The sequence below is a fragment of the Amycolatopsis azurea DSM 43854 genome, from assembly GCF_001995215.1.
Lineage (GTDB): Bacteria > Actinomycetota > Actinomycetes > Mycobacteriales > Pseudonocardiaceae > Amycolatopsis > Amycolatopsis azurea.
Genome location: NZ_MUXN01000020.1, coordinates 314,464 through 335,538, shown reverse-complemented (window position 1 = coordinate 335,538; position 21,075 = coordinate 314,464). Strand labels below are relative to the sequence as shown.

The following is a 21,075-nucleotide window of genomic DNA, read 5'->3' as shown; positions in this document are numbered from 1 at the left end:
ACGAGCGATAGCAAGGGACCTTTGCTGTCACGTCTCCAGGAAAGCCACGGACGGCGAGCCGGAGACCTGGCTACGGGCCCATCACGACCACAACTGTCCACAAGGGACACCAAGGCCGCACTCGGTGTCCGTTTCAGGCGCTTTGCCCCAGGGTCGCGAGCGGCAATGATCGTTCTAACCCGAATCGCCACTCACGACCCACTTGACCGACGCGGTACCTGCGCTTACCCGTCTACTTCGCAAGGTGTGAAGGTCGAGTTCCCTCGGCTCAGCCGAGGGAAGGAGGCCTTCACGGACCATGCCTGCGACCGACCGCGGCCGAACCCCAGTAGGTGCCTAAGACACACTTGGCCCTGACCCGAATTCACTCACGACCCACTTGCAGCACTGCGCAAAGCACTCGATCGGGTGCCGAATTCTGCCGGAAGTCCCGGTTGGCCAGCCACGACCGCGCCGCCGCCCGTGGGACCACGAGCGATAGCAAGGGACCTTTGCTATCACTTAAGCCGCTGACCAGCAGAAAGGGCCGCCCGGGGAGCTCCCCGGGCGGCCCTTTCTCGTGAAGCCGTCAGGCCTTCGCGGCCTTCCGCAGCTCGTGCGGCAGTGCGAAAGCGATCTTCTCGTTCGCCGTGGTGACCTCGTCGACGTTGCCCCAGCCACGCTCGGCCAGCCACGCCAGCAGGTCCATGACCAGCACCTCCGGCACCGAAGCGCCGCTCGTGACGCCGACGGTCTCGACACCTTCGAGCCACGCTTCGTCGACCTCGTGCGCGAAGTCGACCAGGTGCGACGCGCGCGCCCCCGCCTTCAGCGCGACCTCGACCAGCCGCTTCGAGTTGGACGAGTTCGTCGAGCCGACCACCAGCACCAGGTCGCATTCGGCGGCCATGGCCTTGACCGCGACCTGGCGGTTCGTGGTGGCGTAGCAGATGTCGTCGCTGGGCGGGTCGGCCAAGCCGGGGAACCTGTCCCGCAGCTGATCGACGCGCTCCATGGTCTCGTCCACCGAAAGGGTGGTCTGGGAGAGCCAGATGACCTTCGACGGGTCACGGACCTCGACCTTGTCGACGTCTTCGGCCGTGTCGACGAGCTGCACCTTGTCGGGAGCCTCGCCGGCGGTGCCTTCGACCTCCTCGTGGCCTTCGTGGCCGATCAGCAGGATGTCGTAGTCGTCCTTCGCGAACCGGTTGACTTCCTTGTGCACCTTCGTCACGAGCGGGCAGGTCGCGTCGATGGTCCGCAGGTTGCGCTCGGCCGCCTCGGCGTGCACCGCGGGCGAGACGCCGTGCGCGGAGAACACCACCAGTTCGCCTTCCGGCACCTCGGAGGTCTCGTCGACGAAGATCACCCCGCGATCGCGCAGGGTCTCCACGACGTGCCGGTTGTGCACGATCTCCTTGCGCACGTACACCGGTGCGCCGTAGAGCTCGAGTGCCTTTTCGACGGCGATGACCGCGCGGTCGACGCCCGCGCAGTAGCCGCGAGGCTTGGCGAGCAGGACACGTTTGCCACCTGCCGGCACACCGGACTCGGTGATCGTCGGACTGCCGGCGGGCGTGATTCCGGGACTCGCAGAACTCATGCCCCCAGGGTACGGGCTGCCCCGGGGGCTCCTCGCACTCACGTTCAGGTGACCAGCGATCCCCTCTAAAGTATGTGCGTGGAGTCACGTCCTGTGAGCCGACACACCCGTTCGGTTGGGCAGGATGGACCAGATACGGCAGGCTAGACGCATGAAGCCTCTCCCGCTCCCCCTCCGGGTCGCCGCGGGCCTCGCCGTCACCACCGCCGAGCGGGTTCGCGAACTTCCCAAGCAGCTCACCGGGCTCCCCGTCACGGTGGTCAGCCAGGTGCTCCAGTTCTCCATGCGCGTCCAGCAGCACGTCACCGAACTCGCGATCAAGGGCGACGACGCGCTGTCGGGCCTCCGCCCGGTCGAGGACACCCCCAGCTGGGCGACCTTCGACGAGGACCTCCCGCCGGACCTCGGCGAACGCCGGTACGAACGTGACTCGTGCGTCATCCCGCTGCACGAGGACACCGGAAACCCCGAGGTCCCCGAGCCGCGCGCCGAGGTGAACGGTCACCTCCACGACCTCGAAGCGCTCGCCGAAGACCCGTGGGCCGAAGAGGAGCGCGCGCTCGCCGAGGACCACCCCGACGGCGAGTTCGACAGTTCCGCGGCACCCGTAGACGCGAATCCCGCCGGGCTGGAGGACTACGACACGCTCACCCTGCCGCAGCTGCGCGCCCGGCTGCGCCGGTTCGACCTCGCCCAGCTGGAAGAACTGCTGGCCTACGAGCGGGCGAACGCCGACAGGCCGTCCTTCGTCGGCATGCTCGCGCGGCGCATCGGGAACGTGAAGAAGGCCGACGGCGACGGCGCGGAAGGCCAGTGAGCGCCGAACCCACCGCGGCGGCGGGTCCGTCCACATCGGCCGAGAACCCGTGGCCGGTCCGCACGGTCGCGCGCAAGGTCGGCGAGTGGATCAACCGGCTCGGCGCGGTCTGGGTCGAGGGTCAGGTCACGCAGATCTCGGCCCGCCAAGGCACCAACACCGCGTTCCTGACACTGCGCGATCCGTCGGCGGACGTCTCGATGTCGGTGACCTGCCCGATGGGTCTCCTGCGCACGATCGAACCGCCGCTGCGCGAGGGCGCGAGCGTCGTGGTGCACGCGAAGCCGACGTTCTTCATGAACCGCGGTTCGCTGAGCCTGCGCGCCAACGAGATCCGCGCGGTCGGCATCGGCGAACTCCTCGCGCGGATCGAGCGGCTGCGGCGGCTGCTGGCCGCCGAAGGCCTGTTCGCGCCCGAACGCAAACGCAAGATCCCGTTCCTGCCCAAGGGAATCGGGCTGATCACCGGTCGCGCGTCGGCCGCCGAACGCGACGTCCTGGTGAACGCCCAGGCCCGCTGGCCGCATGTCGCGTTCAAGGTGATCAACACCGCCGTGCAGGGCTCGCTCGCCGTCCCGCAGATCCTCCAGGCACTGTCCAAACTGGACCGCGACCCGGACGTCGACGTCATCGTGATCGCGCGCGGCGGCGGCAGTGTGGAAGACCTCCTGCCGTTCTCCGACGAGGCACTGTGCCGCGCGGTGTCGGCGGCCGGGACCCCGGTGGTCAGCGCCATCGGGCACGAACCCGACACCCCGCTGCTCGACCACGTCGCCGATCTCCGCTGCTCGACGCCGACCGACGCCAGCAAGCGGATCGTGCCGGACGTGCGCGAGGAGACCCAGCGCGTCCGCCAGATGCGCGACCGCGGCCGCCGCGCCCTGCACGGCTGGGTGGACACGCAGGTCAGGCTACTGAACCAGATGCGCAGCCGTCCGGTGCTCGCCGACCCGCTCGGCCCGATCCAGCGGCGCTCGGACGACGTCGAGATCCACCGCGAACGCGGCCGCCGCGCGATGCTGACCCTGCTCGCCAAGGACCAGGCGGAGATCGCCAGCGCCCGCGCGCGGCTGACCGCGCTCGGCCCGGCGGCGACCCTCGAACGCGGCTACGCGGTGGTGCAGTACACCGACGACGAAGGCAACCTCCAGGTACTCCGGTCCGTCTCCGAGGTCGTGGACGGCGCGAAACTGCGCGTCCGCGTGGTCGACGGCGCGCTCGGCGCCGTCGTCTCGGGCGTACCGGAGGAGGAGCGTTGACGGCGAGTTTCCTGCCCTTGACCGTCGACGCCGCGCGACGCGCCGATGCCCCTGAAGTGCTGCGCAACGCCCTGCTGACCGAACGCGCCGCCGCCGAATGCTGGACGGTCCTGCTGGCGGGCTGCGAACTCGTCGGCAAACGCGGCCTCGACTCCCAGCTGCGGAAGCTCTCCGAAGCGACGGCCGAACACGTCGGCACCCGATGGTGGTTCGCGGACGGCACCATGCACCGGAGACGGGTGGCGAGAGCCCAGGAGAACCTCGTCGCGGCGATCGCGGAGGGTGACGGCCAGGAGTTCGCTCTCGCCTTCGTGGGTTACGACAACGCCATGGCCGGCGCGGTAGTGTGCGCGGGTATCGGTAAGCACCGACGTCCGGTAGAAGGAAGCACAGCGTGAGCAAACCCGGTGGCGAGACCGCCGAACTCGGCTACGAGCAGGCCCGCGACAGGCTGGTGGAGGTCGTCCGCGAACTCGAAGCGGGCGGGCTGTCCCTGGAGCAGTCGCTGGCCCTGTGGGAGAAGGGCGAGCAGCTGGCGAAGGTCTGCGAACACCACCTCGAAGGCGCCCGCGAGCGGATCGAGGCCGCGCTGTCGTCGGTCGAAGAAGAGACCGGCAACGGTCAGTGACGTTCACCATGCTCCTGAGCCACCGAACCACCGCGGGTATCTGAGAGACTGGGACCCCGCCGAGTTCCCTGACCCGGGAGGCAGCATGCCCACCCCCACCTCGTCCGCCAGCTCGTCCCGACGCCCCGAAGCGCCCGATCGCAACCTCGCGATGGAACTGGTCCGCGTGACCGAAGCCGCCGCGATGGCCGCGGGCCGCTGGGTGGGGCGCGGGGACAAGATCGGCGGTGACGGTGCCGCCGTGGACGCGATGCGCCAGCTGGTCTCGACCGTGTCGATGCGCGGTGTCGTCGTCATCGGCGAAGGCGAGAAGGACGAAGCCCCGATGCTGTTCAACGGGGAAGAGGTCGGCAACGGCGACGGGCCGGACTGCGACGTCGCGGTCGACCCGGTCGACGGGACGACCCTGATGGCCAAGGGCATGCCGAACGCGCTGGCCGTGCTCGCGGTCGCCGAACGCGGCGCGATGTTCGACCCGTCCGCGGTGTTCTACATGGAGAAGCTCGCCGTCGGCCCCGACGCCGCGGGCAAGGTCGACCTGGCCGCCCCCGTCGCGGAGAACATCCGCCGGGTCGCGAAGGCCAAGAACTCCAGCGTCTCCGACGTCACCGTCTGCATCCTCGACCGGCCGCGCCACGAACAGCTGATCAAGGAGGTCCGCGAGGCGGGCGCCCGGATCCGGTTCATCTCCGACGGCGACGTCGCCGGCGCGATCGCCGCGGCCCGGCCGAGCACCGGCGTCGACATGCTGCTCGGCATCGGCGGCACCCCCGAAGGCATCATCGCGGCCTGCGCGATGAAGTGCCTCGGCGGCGAACTGCAGGGCCGCCTCTGGCCGAAGGACGACGAGGAGCGCGAGAAGGCGCTGGCCGCGGGCCACGACCTCGACCGCGTGCTCGGCAACGACGACCTCGTCCGCGGCGACAACGTGTTCTTCTGCGCCACCGGCGTCACCGACGGCGACCTGTTGCGCGGCGTGCACTACCGCGCGGGCGGCGCGACCACCCAGTCGATCGTGATGCGGTCGAAGTCCGGCACGGTCCGGATGATCGACGGCTACCACCGGCTGACCAAGCTCCGCTCGTACTCGTCCGTCAACTTCGACGGCCACCTCGACGATTCACTGGAAGCCGACGTAGTTCCCCCGCTCCCCTAAGGAGAATCAGTGCTCAAGCGCGTGCTCGTGGTCCTGCTCACGGCGATGGTCTTCACGCCGGTCGGGCAGGCCACGGGCGCGGGCGACCTCGTCGGCGGCAGAGAGGCCGACGAGCCGTATCCGTTCATCGCATCGCTGCATTCCGCCTCCGGCAAGGCTTTCTGCGCCGGAGCGCTGATCGCGGCGGACTGGCTGGTGACGGCGGGGCACTGCGTCGAGGGCAAGAACCCGGCGAACCTGAGCGTGCGGATCGGCAGCAACGACAACACCCAGGGCGGCGAGATCGCGAAACCCGCCGAGGTCGTCGTGAACCCGTCCTACAACCCCGATCCCGAACACGCGGGCGGCGATCTCGCCCTGGTGCGGCTGGCCGCGCCGGTGAAGGCGGCGCCGGTCACGCTCGGGGCGGTCGTGGCGCCGGGCACCCCGACACGGCTGCTCGGCTGGGGCCAGACCTGCCCGACTTCGGGCTGTGGCAAGGGCCCGGCGAAACTCCAGCAACTGGACACGAAGATCGTCGAAGGCGTGCGCTGCACCGCGAAGTTCGACGGCGCCGTCGAGTTGTGCACCGACAACCCCGACGGGAAGTCGGGCTCGTGCTACGGCGATTCCGGCGGACCGGAGATCGCCAAGGTGGACGAGAAGTGGGTGCTGCTGGGCACGATCAGCCGCCCGGGCAACGCCGACCCGGTGTGCGCGACCTCGCCGTCGATTGCGACTTCGGTGGTGGCCTACGCGCAGTGGATCGCGGGGAAGATCGCTCCTCCCGCTCCCGCTCCGCCCGCCTGACGCGCTATTCGGCGTTGCTCGAATGCCCGGGGAACAAATGCGCTTCCGGGTTCAGTGCCACCGCGATGTTGTTGACCGCCGTCGCGGCTTCCCCGAACCCGGTCGCGATCAGCTTCACCTTCCCCGGATACGCGGCGACGTCGCCCGCCGCGTAGACCCGTTCCCGCGGTGTCGCCATGGTCGAGTCGACGGCGATCGCGCGGTGGTCGATCTGGAGTCCCCAGCTTTCGATCGGCCCGAGATCTGCGGTGAACCCGAGCGCGGCGACCACCGTGTCGGCCTTCAGCACTTCGGGTTCGGCGCCCTTGATCTGGATCTCGACCTCCGCCAGCGCGCCGTCGCGGTCGAGGAAGCGGGTGACCTCGGCGTCGGTGACGATCCGCACGCCGAGTTCGCGCGCCTGCCGCACGATCGACTCGGCCGCGCGGAACTTCGCGCGCCGGTGCACGAGGGTGACGCTCGCGGCGACCGGATGCAGGGCTAGCACCCAGTCGAACGCCGAGTCGCCGCCGCCGACGACGACCACGTGCTGCCCGGCGTGCGCCCGCAGCGCGGGCACGAAGTGGACCATGCCGCGGCCGAGCCAGCCGTCGCCGGCGGGCAGCGGCCGCGGGGTGAACTCGCCGATCCCGGCGGTGATCAGCACCGCGCCGGCGCGCAGGACCTCACCGCCGTCGAGCGTGATGGTGATGCCGCCTTCGACACTTTCGAGTTTCTCGGCCTTGCGCCCGAGCAGGTACGCGGGTTTCCACGGCGCGGCCTGGTCGACCAGGCCCTGCACCAGATCGCGGCCGCGGACCTCGGCGAACCCGCCGACGTCGTAGATCATCTTTTCGGGGTACATCGCGGTGACCTGACCGCCCGCCTCCGGCAGTGAATCCACGACGGCCATCGAAAGACCGCGGAATCCCGCGTAGTAGGCGGCGAAAAGACCCGTCGGACCGGCCCCGATGATGACGAGGTCGTACGACGTTTCCCCAGCGGACTCGCTCATTCTGCACTCTCCCGGGAGGTGGTGGGGGGCGTGATCGAGAACACATTCGATCCTAGCCCTCGCGTGCCGAAAGACACGGAGCGCGCCGGGAGCCGCTGCGCGAGACTTGGGGTATGGCTGAACAGGAATACCGGATCGAACACGACACCATGGGTGAGGTGCGCGTCCCCGTCGACGCCCTCTACCGCGCGCAGACGCAGCGCGCCGTCGAGAACTTCCCGATCTCCGGCCGTGGCCTGGAGCGCGCCCAGATCCGCGCGCTCGGCCTGCTGAAGGCCGCCGCCGCGCGGGTCAACGCGAAGCTCGGCGTGCTGGACGCCGACGTCGCCGAGGCCATCGCGAAGGCCGCCGACGAGGTCGCCGAAGGCAAGCACGACGCGCATTTCCCGATCGACGTGTTCCAGACCGGTTCCGGGACCTCGTCGAACATGAACGCCAACGAGGTCATCGCCACGCTCGCGTCGAAGGCGCTGGGCCGCGACGTGCACCCGAACGACCACGTCAACGCTTCGCAGTCCTCCAACGACACCTTCCCGACGACGATCCACGTCGCCGCGACGGAAGCCGTGCTGTCCGACGTGATCCCGGCGCTGGATCACCTGGCCGCCGCCATCGAGACGCGGGCGGCCGAATGGGCGGGCATCGTGAAGTCCGGCCGCACCCATCTCATGGACGCCGTGCCGATCACCTTCGGCCAGGAGGCGGGCGCGTGGGCGTCGCAGGTCCGGTTCGGGGTCGAGCGGCTGAAGTCGGGCCTGCCGAGGCTCGGCGAACTGCCGATCGGCGGGACCGCGGTCGGTTCCGGGCTGAACGCGCCCGAGGGCTTCGGCGCGGCCGTTTCCCAGGAGCTGGCTTCGGTGACCGGCCTTCCGCTGACCGAGGCGCGTGACCATTTCGAGGCGCAGGCGACGCAGGACAGCGTCGTCGAGACGTCCGGGCATCTGCGCACGGTCGCGGTGTCGCTGAACAAGATCGCGAACGACCTGCGCTGGCTGGGCTCCGGTCCGCGCACCGGGCTCGCCGAGCTGGCGCTGCCGGATCTGCAGCCGGGGTCGTCGATCATGCCGGGCAAGGTGAACCCGGTGATCCCGGAGGCGACGCTGCAGGTGGTCGCCCAGGTGATCGGGAACGACGCGGCGGTCGCCTTCGCGGGCGCGGCGGGCAACTTCCAGCTCAACGTGAACCTGCCGGTGATCGCGCGCAACGTGCTCGAATCGGCACGGTTGCTCGCGGCGGTGTCGCGGCTGCTGGCGGACAAGGTGTTCGCGGGCGTGACGGTGAACGCCGACCGCGCGCGCGAGTACGCCGAGGGTTCGCCGTCGATCGTGACGCCGCTGAACAAGTACATCGGCTACGAAGAGGCGGCCGCCATCGCGAAGCAGGCCCTCAAGGAGCTGAAGACGATCCGCGAGGTCGTGATCGAACGCGGTCACGTCGCGAACGGCAAGCTCACCGAGGCCCAGCTGGACGAAGCCCTCGACGTGCTCCGCATGGCGCGCGGAGGCCGCTAAGCACCGAGCGCGACCACGGCCGCGTGAAGCGGTGAGGCCAGCGAAGCCGCCAGCCCACCCGCAGGCGGTTCCTCGGTGAACAGGTGCAGCCAGGTCAGCACCGGGCCGAGCAGGATCGCGTGGACCAACGCCGGATCGGGCCGTCGCGAGAGTTCCCCTCTCGCGACGGCCCTTTCCAGCATCAGGACCAGATATCCGCGTTCACGTCCGAGGAAGACCTCGCCGAACCGCGCTTCCAGCGCCGGATCCGCCCGGACGTCGGCGAGCAGCGACGGCAGCGCCTGTCGCAGCTCCACACTGTCCAAAGAGGACTGGATCACTTCGAGGACCGCCGCCACGTCACCCCGCAGCGAACCGGTGTCCTCCGGCGGTTCGAGTTCGACGGGGTGGATCACCGCGGCGAACACGAGTTCCGCCTTCGACCGCCACCGCCGGTACACCGCGGCCTTGCCGACACCCGCCCGCGCCGCGACCGCGTCGATCGTGCAGCGCTGGTAACCGGTTTCGGTCAGCAACACCCGCACGGCCTCGCGGACCGCGTCGTCGATTCCCTCTTCCCTCGGCCTGCCTCTCGCCATGCCCTCAGTTTACGAGACTGGCAGTTCCGTATATCGTCCGGGTATGACCTGGACCAGAACCTCCCGCGAGATCCTCCCCTGCCCGCCGTCCGCGCTCTGGCCGTCGCTGGCCGACTTCACCCGCTGACCGGACTGGGATCCGGACCTCACCGGCGCCGAACTGCACGGCCCCGCCTCGGTGGGGACGACCGGTTTCCTCGTCCCGTCCGGGGCCGTGCGCGGCCGCGTGCACTCACGGGTCGCCGAGCCGTTCACGATCACGTCGTTCGTCCAGGACCGCGAGATCGCCATCCGCCAGCCGATTCCGCTCGGCGCCATGGATCTCGCGCTGCGCCTGACCGCGGTCGACGGCGGGACGGAGTTCGTCCAGGAGATCACCCTCGCCGGGCCGCTGCGCGCGGTCATGGTCGCGGTCATCGGCGGCGACGTCGTCAAGCACTTCGACGTCAAGTGCGCCAAGCTCATCTCGCTTGCGGCGCAGGCCGATCACGACGCCTGAAGACACCAGCGCGACGCCGATCAGCTGGGAGAACCGGAAATCCTGCATGCCGAGCAGGAGCGAGACGGCCAGTCCGGAGACCGGCATCAGCCCGACCAGCACCCCCGCCCGGTCGGCGCCCAGCACCGAAACCGCCGAGTACCACAGGAGAAACGCGATCGCGGTGACGACGACCGTCAGATAGCCGAGCGCGATCAGCTCCCGCCCGTCCGGCCACGCCCAGGCGCCGGACGGGTCGGCGACCGTGCCGACCGCCGCGCCGCCGACGCCCGCCGCGCAACAACTCCAGGTCGCGGTCGCCAACGGCCCGAGGCGTTCGAGCACGCCGATGACGAGCAAGGTGAACAGCGCTTCGCACACCATCGCCAGCGCCGCGAGCACCAGTCCCTGCCAGCGCGCGGCGCCGCCGCCGGACAGCACCGCGATCCCGAGCCCGGCGAGCACCGCCCCGGCCACCGGTGCCCACGACGGCCGTTTTCCCTTGGCCAGCGGGCCGGCGAGCGCGAGCACCAGCGGCGTACCGCCGAGGAAGGCGGCGACCAGTCCGGGTTCGGCGTAGCGCTGCGCGAACAGCAGGCACGCCTGGAAGCCGATCATCCCGGTCGCCGCGAGGGCGATCAGCGCGGGCCAGTCGCGCCGGCCCGGCAGCGGCATCGGCTGTCCGCGCAACCGCGCCCACGCCAGCAGGAGGACTCCCGCCAGCGCGTAGCGGAGTGCCTGCCCGGTGATCACCGGGTAGGCGTCGAGCATTCCCGTCACCGGCACGGACGCGCCGACGATCAGCACCCCCAGCACGCCGACCGTCACACCTCTTCGTTCGCTGTCCACGCCTCCACGATGTCGGCTCTTTGGTCCTGGGAACAGATCCAGAACACACCCTCCCGACTGGTCCATAAGTCGCGGGTGAGCGGGTTTCCCTGTGGCGGGCTGGTGAGTATGTCCCGAGCGCCACGCTTGGGACGCTCATCGTCTCGAACGTGGCGCTCGGGACGCACTGCCCCGGCGGGCGGTACAGCACAATCGCCACTCACGACCCCACGGAGCGAACAGCCACTGGCGATCCTGTCTGCTTGCTGTACATGAAGGCCCCCTTCCTTGCGCCTAGCGCAAGGAAGGGGGCCTTCACGTACAGGGGAAGGTGTGAAGGTCGAGTTTCCTCGGCTGAGCCGCGTGAAGGGGGCCTTCACGCGCAGCCGCTGTGGCTGCTGGTGCGCCTGGGGCGAAGGTGGTGATCACCAGGTAGTGAAGGCCTCCTTCGCTACCTTCAGGGTAGGCAAGGAGGCCTTCACGGACAGGGCTTGCGCTCCGCCGCGGCCAGAACCCAGCAGGTACCTGAGATACGGTCGACTCTGACCCGAATCCATCACTCACGACCACCCCGACCGAACGCCTCGCCGCCGCTCCGGCCACGACCAGCCTGGGTCCAGCAGGGCCAGGCTGGGAGTGACCGGCTGCGGGATACTTGTCGACATGACCGAGACGGCCGAACTGGGCGACTTCCTCAAGGCACGCAGGGCCGCGCTGGATCCGGCCGACCTCGGCCTCCCGACCGGGTTCAACCAGCGGCGGGTCGCCGGGCTGCGGCGTGAGGAACTCGCGCAGCTGGCCGGGATCAGCGTCGACTACTACACGCGGCTGGAGCAGGGCCGGGCGCGCAACGTGTCCGATTCTGTCCTCGAATCGCTGAGCCGGGCGCTGCGGCTGCACCGCGACGAGGAGACCTACCTGCGCAATCTGGCCGCCCCGAAACGCAAACGCGTCGCGCGGCCGCGGGCGCAGCGGATCCGGCCGGAACTCCAGCAGATGCTGAACGCGATCCAGTCCCCGGCGTTCGTCTTCGGCCGCTATCTGGACGTGCTGGCCTGGAACCCGCTCGGCGGCGCGCTGTCCTTCGACTTCAGCGCCAGGCCGCCCGGCGAACGCAACATCCCGAAGATGTTCTTCCTCGACGAGCACGCCCGCGAGCTGCATCCGGAGTGGGCGACCGTGGCGAAGGAGGTCGTGGCGAACCTTCGCTCCGAGAGCGGGAAGTACCCGGACGACCCGTACCTCGCCCAGCTCGTGGGCGAGCTCTCCCTCGGCAGCGAGGAGTTCCGGAAGCTGTGGGCGAAGCACACCGTGCGCGAGAAGGCGCACGCGTGGAAGGTGATGATCAACCCGATCGTAGGTGAACTCCGGCTGCGCTACGAGACGTTGCGGCTGCCCGACGATCCGGACCTGGCCCTGGTGATCTACACCGCCGAACCCGCCTCCGACAGCGAGCGGGCACTCGGCCTGCTCGCCAGTTGGGTCGCCGATCCCGCGCACGCCTGAACGCGTTCGGCGGGAAACTGTCGGTCCCCGGGTTCATGATGGACCCATGTTGCTCACCGCGGTGGTGACCGCGTCGGCCGAACTGGCCGCCACGAGGTCCAGGAAGGCGAAGATCGCCACCCTGGCCGCACTGCTGCGCGCCGCGGACGAACCGGAGCTTCCCGCGGTCGTCGCGTTCCTCACCGGGCAGCCGACGCAGGGCCGCATCGGCACCGGCTGGCGGACGCTGGCCGAGCTGAAGGCGGCTCCGGCCGACGAGCCGTCGTTGACCGTGGCCGAGGTCGACACGGCCTTCGGCACGGTGGGGGCGGCGTCCGGTCCGGGGTCGGTGAAGCTGCGCGCGGACACGTTGCGGGCGCTGTTCACCAGGATGACGAAGGACGAGCAGGAGTTCCTGTTCCGGCTGCTCACCGGCGAGCTGCGCCAAGGCGCGCTCGAAGGGATCATGGTGGACGCCATCGCGGCGGCGTCCGAGATCCCGGGCGAGGAGGTCCGGCGGGCGTTCATGCTGTCCGGGCAGTTGCCGGTGACGGGTCTCGTGGCGATGACCGGCGGCCGGGAGCGGCTGGCGGAGTTCAAGCTGGCCCTGGGCAGGCCGATCCGGCCGATGCTGGCGTCGCCGGCGGAGTCGCTGGAAGAAGCGGTCACCGAGCATGCCGAGGCGCTGATCGAGTACAAAATGGACGGTGCGCGGATCCAGGTCCATCGCGAAGGCGACGAGGTGCACGTCTACACCCGGACGCTGCGGGAGATCACCGGCAGCGTCGGTGAGCTGGTGGATCTCGTGCGTTCGCTGCCCTGCACGTCGGTGGTGCTCGACGGGGAGACGCTGGCCCTGACCGACGACGGCAGGCCGAGGCCGTTCCAGGACACGATGAGCCGGTTCGGCAGCTCACGCGAAGAGCAGGTCAAGGCGCTGCTGCTGCGGCCGTACTTCTTCGACTGCCTGCACCTCGACGGCGCCGACCTGCTGGACGCGCCGTTGTCCGAACGGAACGCCGCGCTGCGGAAGGTCGCCGGAGAGCACGTCATCCCCGGAGAGATCGCGCCGTCGTCCGCCGCCGACGTGCTGGAAGCGGCGATGGCCGCCGGGCACGAGGGCGTGATGGTCAAGGACCTCGCGTCGCCGTACGCGGCCGGCCGCCGCGGGCGCGCTTGGCTCAAGGTGAAACCGGTGCACACGATCGATCTGATCGTGCTCGCCGCGGAATGGGGGCACGGCAGGCGCACGGGCACGCTGTCGAACCTGCATCTCGGCGCGCGTGACCCCGACGGCGGGCCGCCGATCATGGTCGGCAAGACGTTCAAGGGCATGACGGACGAGCTGCTGTCGTGGCAGACGAAGACGTTCCAGGAGATCGAGACCCATCGCACGGACTGGGCGGTCCACGTGCGGCCGGAGCTCGTCGTCGAGATCGAACTCGACGGGGCTCAGGTCAGCACGCGGTACCCGGGCGGTCTGGCGCTGCGCTTCGCGCGGGTCGTGCGGTACCGGCCGGACAAGGAGGCCACGGACGCCGACACCATCGACACCGTCCGGGGCCTCCTCAAGCCCGGCAATTAGTCCTCTGGATGCGGTCCTTGCGCGCGCAAAGATCGCCGCAATTGGTCACCTGGTGCGGAAGGTCGGGTTCATCGGGGCATTCGCGACACGCCCGGCCCTCTGGCCAGGACATCGGCGTCGGCCCGAGTGGTCGTGAGTGGGAAATGGGGTTAGAACACGACTTGCCACTCACGACCCCTGGACCCACCACCCACCACCGCAATTAGTCCTCTGGATGCGGTCCTTGCGCGCGCAAGGACCGCATCCAGAGGACGAAACGCGTCAGTAGCAGCGGTCCGAAGAGATCTTGTAGGTGTAGTTGTTCGAGAGGTTGGAGGTCACCTCGAAGCGGATCTTGTGACCCACCGGCGGCTCTCCGAGCACGCCGTGTTTCACCGTGTGCTCCTTGCCCGGTGCGATGCCCCCGCTCCAAAGACCCTTGTCGAAGGTGTCGTCGATGATCTGGACGAGCATCCCCCGGTAGTCGTGGTTGTGCACGGTGATGTCGATGTTCTGCCCCGCGCTCACCTCGACGACCTTGGTCGACGCGCCCATCAGCGGCCCGCCCTCACAGACCTTCGACGCCGCCGAAGCGGACGGTGCCATCAGCAGGGTGCCGGCCAGCGCGACCGGGACGACGGCGAGCAGTTTCTTGTTCATCGGTTCCCCACAACGGTCTTGACGACAGTGGACTGGACGGCCAGGTCGAGGCCGATTTTCATGTTTCCCCCGCAATAGGCCTTCTCGCCGTTCTTGAAATGCACCGTCAGATCCCCGGCGCATTCGAAGACCTTGACGTCCCAGGTGCGGGTGCCCGGCTTGAGGCAGATCGCGTCCTTTCCGGCCCGGCGCATCCAGCCGTGGTAGCCGGATTCGCAGGTAATGATCGGATCACTGCCCGAAGCGGGCGCCGGAGCCGCCTGTGCGGCGGTGACCGGCAGAAGTGCCACGGTGAGCGTGGCCCCGGCCAGTGCGGCGACCTTGACGTACGGACGCATGGATTCCCTTTCCGCGAATGATGTGAGAGTGTTTCGGAAAATCCCCGTCCGGAATTCCCGGACGCCGATGACGTTAAAGGCGTCGGCGGCCACTCGGAAAGCGATTCACGGCCGCGAAATGGCCATGGCCGGAGAGACAATGTCCATGCAGGTCAGCGCTTTGACCATCGGCCCCGAAGGTCAAATGACGCGGACCGAGAAGAACACGGCACGGGTGTCCGGCAGCAGGATGTGGCCCTGTTCGTCGGCCATCTTCCAGTACACCTGGCAATGCCCCGGGCTGTCGGGCGCGTGGACCTCGACGGAGACGCGCACGTGCTCGCCGGGCGCGGTCTGCGGGACGGGTACGCGTTCGGGCGTGCCGCATTCGCCGGGATTCCCGAACGAACCGGCGCGCACCAGATAGCGGCCGACCCATCCGACCGTTCCCGCGTTCCGGAGCTCCCACGTCTTCACGAAGGTCGATCCGGCCGCGACCTCGCTGCCGTCGGGCACGGTCACGTCGGAGACGAACTCCGACGCGTCACCGGCCGGGGCGGCGGGCTCGGCACCGAACGGAGACGCGAAGACGAACACCAGCGCCGCGACGAGCACGAGCGCGACGGCCCCGGCGAGGACGAACGCCGTCCGGCGCGATCGGTCCGGAGCCGGTTCGGGCGCCGCGGGCGCCAGATCGGCGGTCAACGCGTCCCGCGCGCGTTCCCAAGCACCGCGCCATTCGTGGCGGACCTCGTCCTCGTCACCGCCGAGCACCCCGGCGGCCAGCACGCGGACGAACTCCCAGGACGTCTCCCAGCTGGGCAGACGCTCGCCGCGAGCCGCGGCCGAAAGCGCCGACTTGGAAGCGAGCGCGCCGTATTCGTCGCGCATCCGGTCGTACGACGGGTCACCGGCGGCGCGTTTCAGCTCCCACAACCGCCGCGCGAATCCGGCGACGGGTCCGCTGTCCTCCGCCGGGCCCCGCGCGACCCGCCCGCGGCGTCCGGGCCTCCGCTCGACGTCCATCGTTTCCCACGATATGACCCGGTGGCCGGGAAGGCCCGGCGGCGTCCCGCCCCCGATCGAGTGGCGACGCGCGGTGGTGACGGGACGTCGCGGCATGATCACCCATAAAGTAGGCGGAATGCAGGCTTCCAAGATCGCGCGCGCCTGGTTCGGCGCGACCGCGCTGGTGGTGATCGCCGGCCTGGCCGCCCAGATCCCGGTCTCGGCGGGCACCGAGGGCGGCACCTTCCACACCCCGGCCGGGCGGGTGGCCAACCTGCTGGCCTTCTTCACCATCGACTCGAACATCCTGGTCGGCATCGGCAGCCTGCTGCTCGCGCTCGGCGTCGCCGGCCGGTCGACCCTGTTCGGCGTGCTGCGGCTCACCGGCCTCGTCGGCATCATCGTAACCGGCGTCGTCTTCCAGGTCGCGCTCGCCGACCTCTACGAACTGCACGGCTGGGCCCAGTTCGCCGACACGATGCTGCACAAGGTGTCGCCGCTGATGTGCGTCGCGGGCTGGCTGCTGTTCGGGCCGCGCGGGCAGTTGTCGTGGCGGGTCCTGTGGTGGTCGCTGCTGTACCCGCTGATCTGGCTCGCGGTCACGCTGGTGCGCGGCGCGATCATCGGGTTCTACCCGTACCCGTTCGTCGATCCGGGTATCAACGGCTACGGCGGCGTCGCGTTCAACTGCGTGCTGATCGGCGTGCTGTTCATCGGCCTCGCGGCGGCCGCGGTCGGCTTCGACCGCACGTTCGGCCGCCGCGACGACACCGACGACTACTTAGCCCCGGACCCGGCGGAAGGCGTTGAACGGATCCGCGACGCCGGCCCGTACTAGCGTCCGCACCGCGCCGAGGCGCCGGTCCACCGGCTTCCCGGCGGCCACGCGGTGCATCTGCTGGGTGTGCCACTGGATCTCGAGCAGGCTGTCGGCCAGCCGGATCCCGGTCTTCGGGGCCGTGCGCCGCGCGCGGACGTCCTCCCCGCCCAGCAGACGGCCGGGCAGCGCCGGATCGACGACCAACGGCCTGCCGAGACCGATGACGTCCAGCGCCCCGGTGCGCAGCGCGTCCGCCATCCCCTCCGGGCTGGTGAAACCACCGGTGACCATCAGCGCGACGTCGGTCACCTGCCGCGCTTTCGCGGCGTAGTCGAGGAAGTAGGCCTCGCGGCTGGCCGTGCTGGCTTTCGCGGAGCCCATCATGGCGGCCTTCTCGTAGGTGCCACCGGAGACTTCCAGCAGGTCGATGCCCGCTTCGCCCAGTTCGCGGACGACTTCGAGCGATTCCTCCTCGCTGAAGCCGCCACGCTGGAAGTCCGCGCTGTTGAGCTTGACCGCGATCGGCACGCCGTCGCCGACCTCGGCGCGCACGCGGGCGACGACTTCGAGCAGGAAGCGGCGCCGCCGGAGAGCGTCGCCGCCCCAGCCGTCGGTGCGCTGGTTGGTCAGTGGCGAAAGGAACTGCGAGACGAGATAGCCGTGCGCGCCGTGGATCTGGACACCGGCGAATCCCGCTTCGACGACGGTTCGCGCGGCCACGCCGAATCGGTCGATGATCGCTTCGATCTCGTCGACGGTCAGTGCCCGGGGCGTCGCGAACACCGAACGGATGCCGCGGTCGCCGAACGGAACCGCCGACGGCGCGACCGGCTGACGGGAGAGGAAGCGCGGGCTCTGACGGCCGGGGTGATTGAGCTGGACCCACAACCGGGTCTCGGTCCCGTCCGCCGACCGTGCCCACGGCTTGAACCCGGTCGCGTCCGGCTCCCGGGGCACCGCGACGTTGCGCGGTTCACCGAGCGCCGTCGGATCGACCATGACGTTGCCGGTGATCAGCGTTCCGGCGCCACCTCGGGACCAGGTCCGGTACAACTCGGCCAGTTCGGCGGTCGGCCGGTTGCGGCGGTCGCCGAGCTGCTCGCTCAGCGCGGCCTTGGCCAGCCGGTTCGGCAGGGTCGCGCCGCACCGCAGTTTCAGCGGCTCGGCCAGCAGTTCCTTGGGCTCGCTCATCCGCGCCTCTCCCGCCGTTACCTACTGAGCAGTATCCCTACTCGAAGTAACATACTCGCGGTATGTCGAGTACTCAAGGCGTGCCCAGCAGGCGGGGCGCGACCGGCTCGACCCGCACACGCACCTTCACCTCGTCGGCCATCGCCCGCGCCCAGGCCTGCAGCCCCGGGATGTCGATCCCGTGCGGCCGGGCCTCGCGGAACGGCTCGATGTTGACCGCGCCGCGCTCCAGCAGCGACGCCGCGCCGTTCCCGTTCCCCCTGGCCGCGTGGGTCAGGCCGACGGCGAGCTGCGCGAGACCGCGCCACAGCTCCCGGTCCGGCCCGTCGGTCGCCTTCCAGGCGTCCTCGAACACCTCGTGCGCGTGGAACGGCCGACCCGCGTCGAGCAGGCGCTGAGCCTCGGCGATGGTGTTCTCGGGGCTGCGTTCGATGCCCTCCGGCTGCCGTTCCACCCCGTCGGCGCCGTACGGGAGCGGCCTGCCGAGACCGTCCCGAGGGCGCGCGTTGCGGGCTCGTCCGGCTTCGTCACGGTCCCGGTCGGTCATGCCGACATTGTCCCACGCGGGTATCCTGGTGACTCGTGCGCTTTCTCGACGGGCACCGGCCCGCTCACGACCTGACCTACGACGACGTGTTCCTGTTGCCGAACCGTTCGGACGTGGAGTCCCGCTTCGACGTCGACCTGTCCACAGTGGACGGAACCGGCGCGACGATCCCGATCGTGGTGGCCAACATGACCGCCGTCGCGGGCCGACGGATGGCCGAGACGGTCGCCCGGCGCGGCGGGCTCGTGGTCCTGCCGCAGGACGTCGACGCCACCGCGGTCGCCGAAATCGTCACCTGGGTCAAGAGCCGTCACACCGTGTGGGACACCCCGCTCGTGCTGACCGGCGGGGACGCGGTGGCGGACGCGCTGAACCTGGTCGGCAAACGCGCCCACGGCGCCGTCGTCGTCGTGGACGAGGACGGCAAGCCGGTCGGCGTCGTCGACGAAGCGGCCTGCGCCGGTGTCGACCGCTTCGCGCGGCTCGGCGACGTCGCGGAACCCGCGCTCGTCACGGTCGCGCTGGACACCCCGCCGCGTGAGGTGTTCGAGCGCCTGCACGACCACGGCGGCCGCCTCGCGCTCGGCATCGACGAGAACGGCAGGCTCGCGGGCGTCCTGACCGAGATCGCGGCGCTGCGCGCGGAGATCTACACCCCGGCCGTCGACGACGGCGGCAGCCTGCGCGTCGCAGCCGCGATCGGCGTGAACGGCGACGTCGCGGCGAAGGCCGAGGCCGTCCTCGCGGCGGGCGTCGACGTGCTGGTCGTCGACACCGCGCACGGCCACCAGGAGAAGATGATCTCCGCGCTCAAGGCCGTCCGGTCGGTCAGCCCGCGCGTTCCGGTGGTCGCCGGGAACGTGGTCACCGCCGAGGGCACGCGCGACCTGATCCACGCGGGCGCGGACGTCGTCAAGGTCGGCGTCGGCCCCGGCGCCATGTGCACGACGCGGATGATGACCGGCGTCGGCCGCCCGCAGTTCTCCGCCGTCGCCGAATGCGCCGCCGCGGCCAGGGAACTGGGCAAGCACGTCTGGGCGGACGGCGGCGTGCGGCATCCGCGCGACGTCGCGCTCGCGCTGGCCGCGGGCGCGTCCGCGGCGATGGTCGGCTCATGGTTCGCCGGCACCCACGAATCCCCCGGAGACCTGCGGTACGACGAGCAGGGCAGGCCGTACAAGGAATCGTTCGGCATGGCGTCGAAGCGCGCCGTCGGCGCCCGCACGCGCACGGACAACGTCTTCGAGCGCGCCAAGAAGGGCCTGTTCGAAGAAGGCATCTCGGCGTCGCGGATGGCGCTGGACCCGGCCCGCCCCGGCGTCGAGGATCTGCTCGACTCCATCGGTTCCGGCGTCCGGTCCGCCTGCACGTACGCGGGCGCCCGGACACTGGAGGAGTTCCACGAGCGCGCGCTGCTCGGCATCCAGTCCGCCGCCGGCTTCGCGGAAGGGCGTCCGCTGCCGTCCGGCTGGTGACCCCGGGGAGTCCCCTCAGGACTGTCCTAAGGGGACTCCTCCGGTTCGGCTATCCGTGGTCCTCCAGCATCTCGGTGACGAGCGCCGCGATCGGCGAGCGCTCGGACCGGGTCAGCGTGACATGCGCGAACAGCGGGTGACCCTTGAGCTTCTCGATCACCGCCGAAACGCCGTCGTGCCGTCCGACCCGCAGGTTGTCACGCTGCGCGACGTCATGTGTGAGCACGACCCGTGAGGCCGTGCCGAGCCGCGAGAGCACGGTCAGGAGCACGTTGCGCTCCAAGGACTGCGCCTCGTCGACGATGACGAACGTGTCGTGCAGCGACCGGCCGCGGATGTGGGTCAGCGGGAGCACCTCGAGCATGCCGCGGTCGAAGACCTCGTCGAGGACGTCCTGGCTGACCAGCCCGCCGAGGGTGTCGAACACCGCCTGCGCCCACGGCTGCATCTTCTCGCTCTCGGAACCGGGCAGGTAACCCAGTTCCTGGCCGCCGACCGCGTACACCGGCCGGAAGACCACGACCTTGCGGTGCTGACGGCGCTCCATCACCGATTCCAGGCCCGCGCAGAGCGCGAGCGCCGACTTGCCGGTTCCGGCGCGGCCGCCCAGCGAGACGATGCCGACGTCGGAATCCAGCAGGAGATCCAGCGCCACCCGCTGTTCGGCCGAGCGGCCGTGCAGGCCGAACGCCTCCTTGTCACCCCGCACGAGCCGGATCCGCTTGTCCGCGGTGACCCGGCCCAGCGCGCTCGAACTGCCCGCGAGCAGCCGGAGGCCCGTGTGGCAGGGCATCTCGCCGACCTCGGGCATCCCGAACTCGGCCGGATCCACGGAAGACCCGCTGAACAGCGCGTCGATCAGGGTCTGCGGGACGTCCAGGTCCGCCATCCCCGTCCAGCCCGAAGGCGTCACCTCCTGCGCGCGGTACTCGTCGGCTTCGAGACCGACGGCGCCCGCCTTGACCCGCAGGGGGATGTCCTTCGTCACCAGCGTGACCGACGCGCGTTCCGCCGCCAGGTTGAGCGCACAGGCGAGGATGCGGTGGTCGTTGGAGTCGGTGCGGAAACCGACCGGGAGCACCGTGGGATCGGAGTGGTTCAACTCCACCTGCAGGGTGCCGCCGTGCTCACCGATCGGGATCGGCGCGTCGAGCCTGCCGTGCTGACGACGCAGGTCGTCGAGCATGCGAAGCGCTTCGCGCGCGAACCACCCCAGCTCGGGGTGGTGACGTTTCGCCTCCAGTTCACTGATGACGACCAGCGGGAGCACGACCGCGTGTTCGGCGAAACGGGTCACCGACCAGGGGTCAGAGAGCAGGACCGACGTGTCGAGCACGTAAGTGGACCGCTGGGATTCGGGCGAGATCGAGGCTTTCTCCGGGCCAGAG

At 70.0% G+C, this 21,075-nt stretch carries 21 protein-coding genes; 11 read left to right on the top strand and 10 right to left on the bottom strand.

Annotated features, from left to right (window positions below; genetic code table 11):
• Window positions 1-568: 568 nt before the first annotated feature.
• Window positions 569-1,582 (bottom strand): 4-hydroxy-3-methylbut-2-enyl diphosphate reductase, encoded by a 1,014-nt coding sequence (locus tag B0293_RS26845; protein ID WP_005168136.1) that lies wholly within the window; start codon window positions 1,580-1,582, stop codon window positions 569-571.
• 151 nt (window positions 1,583-1,733) lie between these two features.
• Here B0293_RS26845 and B0293_RS26840 point away from each other — a divergent pair, with 151 nt between their 5' ends.
• From B0293_RS26840 to B0293_RS26815, 6 genes are all read left to right on the top strand, one after another.
• Window positions 1,734-2,399 carry a lipid droplet-associated protein gene (locus B0293_RS26840; RefSeq protein WP_005168137.1) on the top strand — a complete coding sequence of 222 codons (666 nt, stop codon included), beginning with the start codon at window positions 1,734-1,736 and terminating at the stop codon, window positions 2,397-2,399.
• On the top strand, window positions 2,396-3,658 hold the full coding sequence (gene xseA, locus B0293_RS26835) for an exodeoxyribonuclease VII large subunit (RefSeq protein WP_005168139.1): 1,263 nt from the start codon (window positions 2,396-2,398) through the stop codon (window positions 3,656-3,658). Before B0293_RS26840 ends, xseA begins: the two co-directional genes overlap by 4 nt.
• Complete coding sequence (locus tag B0293_RS26830) at window positions 3,655-4,056, top strand: hypothetical protein (protein WP_005168140.1); 402 nt, start codon at window positions 3,655-3,657, stop codon at window positions 4,054-4,056. The genes xseA and B0293_RS26830 overlap by 4 nt, the downstream gene beginning before the upstream one ends.
• Entirely contained in the window at window positions 4,053-4,286 is a 234-nt protein-coding gene (locus B0293_RS26825; protein ID WP_005168141.1) for an exodeoxyribonuclease VII small subunit, read from the top strand. The genes B0293_RS26830 and B0293_RS26825 overlap by 4 nt, the downstream gene beginning before the upstream one ends.
• 85 nt (window positions 4,287-4,371) lie before the next feature.
• Window positions 4,372-5,442: a class II fructose-bisphosphatase gene (gene glpX, locus B0293_RS26820; RefSeq protein ID WP_005168143.1), complete on the top strand. Its 1,071-nt coding sequence runs from the start codon at window positions 4,372-4,374 to the stop codon at window positions 5,440-5,442.
• A 9-nt stretch (window positions 5,443-5,451) separates the two neighbouring features.
• Window positions 5,452-6,231, top strand: a complete 780-nt coding sequence (locus B0293_RS26815) for a S1 family peptidase (RefSeq protein ID WP_005168145.1) — start codon at window positions 5,452-5,454, stop codon at window positions 6,229-6,231.
• 4 nt (window positions 6,232-6,235) lie between these two features.
• Here the strand turns inward: B0293_RS26815 and B0293_RS26810 are convergent, their stop codons facing one another.
• A complete protein-coding gene (locus B0293_RS26810) occupies window positions 6,236-7,225 on the bottom strand; it encodes an NAD(P)/FAD-dependent oxidoreductase (RefSeq protein ID WP_005168146.1) in 990 nt (329 codons plus the stop codon).
• A 113-nt stretch (window positions 7,226-7,338) separates the two neighbouring features.
• Between B0293_RS26810 and B0293_RS26805 the strand changes: the two genes are divergently transcribed.
• A complete protein-coding gene (locus B0293_RS26805) occupies window positions 7,339-8,736 on the top strand; it encodes a class II fumarate hydratase (RefSeq protein WP_005168148.1) in 1,398 nt (465 codons plus the stop codon).
• On the opposite strand, the gene B0293_RS26800 is transcribed toward B0293_RS26805, so the two are convergent.
• Together B0293_RS26800 and B0293_RS26795 are read right to left on the bottom strand one after the other, a co-directional pair.
• Window positions 8,733-9,314, bottom strand: coding sequence for a TetR/AcrR family transcriptional regulator (locus tag B0293_RS26800; RefSeq protein WP_005168150.1), 582 nt, complete (start codon window positions 9,312-9,314; stop codon window positions 8,733-8,735). The two genes, B0293_RS26805 and B0293_RS26800, sit on opposite strands and share 4 nt — an antisense overlap.
• 232 nt (window positions 9,315-9,546) lie before the next feature.
• A complete protein-coding gene (locus B0293_RS26795; RefSeq protein WP_245192186.1) occupies window positions 9,547-10,641 on the bottom strand; it encodes a DMT family transporter in 1,095 nt (364 codons plus the stop codon).
• Window positions 10,642-11,283: 642 nt separating this feature from the next.
• Here B0293_RS26795 and B0293_RS26790 point away from each other — a divergent pair.
• Window positions 11,284-12,126: a helix-turn-helix transcriptional regulator gene (locus B0293_RS26790; protein WP_005168153.1), complete on the top strand. Its 843-nt coding sequence runs from the start codon at window positions 11,284-11,286 to the stop codon at window positions 12,124-12,126.
• A gap of 46 nt (window positions 12,127-12,172) precedes the next feature.
• Entirely contained in the window at window positions 12,173-13,690 is a 1,518-nt protein-coding gene (locus B0293_RS26785) for an ATP-dependent DNA ligase (RefSeq protein WP_005168155.1), read from the top strand.
• Between the two features lie 261 nt (window positions 13,691-13,951).
• On the opposite strand, the gene B0293_RS26780 is transcribed toward B0293_RS26785, so the two are convergent.
• The 3 genes from B0293_RS26780 to B0293_RS26770 all read right to left on the bottom strand — a co-directional run bounded on the left by B0293_RS26780 (window position 13,952) and on the right by B0293_RS26770 (window position 15,672).
• Window positions 13,952-14,329, bottom strand: a complete 378-nt coding sequence (locus tag B0293_RS26780; RefSeq protein ID WP_005168157.1) for a hypothetical protein — start codon at window positions 14,327-14,329, stop codon at window positions 13,952-13,954.
• Window positions 14,326-14,760 (bottom strand): hypothetical protein, encoded by a 435-nt coding sequence (locus B0293_RS26775; protein ID WP_245192188.1) that lies wholly within the window; start codon window positions 14,758-14,760, stop codon window positions 14,326-14,328. The genes B0293_RS26780 and B0293_RS26775 overlap by 4 nt, the downstream gene beginning before the upstream one ends.
• 87 nt (window positions 14,761-14,847) lie before the next feature.
• The gene (locus tag B0293_RS26770) at window positions 14,848-15,672 is read right to left on the bottom strand and encodes an NBR1-Ig-like domain-containing protein (RefSeq protein ID WP_039920017.1); all 825 of its coding nucleotides are present in this window, start codon (window positions 15,670-15,672) and stop codon (window positions 14,848-14,850) included.
• 118 nt (window positions 15,673-15,790) lie between these two features.
• On the opposite strand from B0293_RS26770, the gene B0293_RS26765 reads away from it, so the two are divergent.
• The gene (locus B0293_RS26765) at window positions 15,791-16,492 is read left to right on the top strand and encodes a Pr6Pr family membrane protein (protein ID WP_039920019.1); all 702 of its coding nucleotides are present in this window, start codon (window positions 15,791-15,793) and stop codon (window positions 16,490-16,492) included.
• Here the strand turns inward: B0293_RS26765 and B0293_RS26760 are convergent.
• Together B0293_RS26760 and B0293_RS26755 are read right to left on the bottom strand one after the other, a co-directional pair.
• A complete protein-coding gene (locus tag B0293_RS26760; RefSeq protein WP_005168163.1) occupies window positions 16,436-17,665 on the bottom strand; it encodes an NADH:flavin oxidoreductase/NADH oxidase family protein in 1,230 nt (409 codons plus the stop codon). The genes B0293_RS26765 and B0293_RS26760 overlap by 57 nt on opposite strands.
• A gap of 73 nt (window positions 17,666-17,738) precedes the next feature.
• Entirely contained in the window at window positions 17,739-18,212 is a 474-nt protein-coding gene (locus B0293_RS26755) for a DUF309 domain-containing protein (protein ID WP_005168165.1), read from the bottom strand.
• Between the two features lie 35 nt (window positions 18,213-18,247).
• On the opposite strand from B0293_RS26755, the gene guaB1 reads away from it, so the two are divergent.
• Complete coding sequence (gene guaB1, locus B0293_RS26750) at window positions 18,248-19,687, top strand: GMP reductase (protein ID WP_005168167.1); 1,440 nt, start codon at window positions 18,248-18,250, stop codon at window positions 19,685-19,687.
• 49 nt (window positions 19,688-19,736) lie between these two features.
• On the opposite strand, the gene B0293_RS26745 is transcribed toward guaB1, so the two are convergent.
• Entirely contained in the window at window positions 19,737-21,023 is a 1,287-nt protein-coding gene (locus B0293_RS26745) for a PhoH family protein (protein ID WP_085939790.1), read from the bottom strand.
• Window positions 21,024-21,075: the final 52 nt, after the last annotated feature.

Coding starts and splice junctions, on each gene's coding strand:
- B0293_RS26845 (WP_005168136.1), bottom strand. CDS start 1,582: ATGAGTTCTGCGAGTCCCGGAATCACGCCCGCCGGCAGTCCGACGATC.
- B0293_RS26840 (WP_005168137.1), top strand. CDS start 1,734: ATGAAGCCTCTCCCGCTCCCCCTCCGGGTCGCCGCGGGCCTCGCCGTC.
- glpX (WP_005168143.1), top strand. CDS start 4,372: ATGCCCACCCCCACCTCGTCCGCCAGCTCGTCCCGACGCCCCGAAGCG.
- B0293_RS26810 (WP_005168146.1), bottom strand. CDS start 7,225: ATGAGCGAGTCCGCTGGGGAAACGTCGTACGACCTCGTCATCATCGGG.
- B0293_RS26805 (WP_005168148.1), top strand. CDS start 7,339: ATGGCTGAACAGGAATACCGGATCGAACACGACACCATGGGTGAGGTG.
- B0293_RS26800 (WP_005168150.1), bottom strand. CDS start 9,314: ATGGCGAGAGGCAGGCCGAGGGAAGAGGGAATCGACGACGCGGTCCGC.
- B0293_RS26790 (WP_005168153.1), top strand. CDS start 11,284: ATGACCGAGACGGCCGAACTGGGCGACTTCCTCAAGGCACGCAGGGCC.
- B0293_RS26785 (WP_005168155.1), top strand. CDS start 12,173: ATGTTGCTCACCGCGGTGGTGACCGCGTCGGCCGAACTGGCCGCCACG.
- B0293_RS26780 (WP_005168157.1), bottom strand. CDS start 14,329: ATGAACAAGAAACTGCTCGCCGTCGTCCCGGTCGCGCTGGCCGGCACC.
- B0293_RS26770 (WP_039920017.1), bottom strand. CDS start 15,672: ATGGACGTCGAGCGGAGGCCCGGACGCCGCGGGCGGGTCGCGCGGGGC.
- B0293_RS26765 (WP_039920019.1), top strand. CDS start 15,791: ATGCAGGCTTCCAAGATCGCGCGCGCCTGGTTCGGCGCGACCGCGCTG.
- B0293_RS26760 (WP_005168163.1), bottom strand. CDS start 17,665: ATGAGCGAGCCCAAGGAACTGCTGGCCGAGCCGCTGAAACTGCGGTGC.
- B0293_RS26755 (WP_005168165.1), bottom strand. CDS start 18,212: ATGACCGACCGGGACCGTGACGAAGCCGGACGAGCCCGCAACGCGCGC.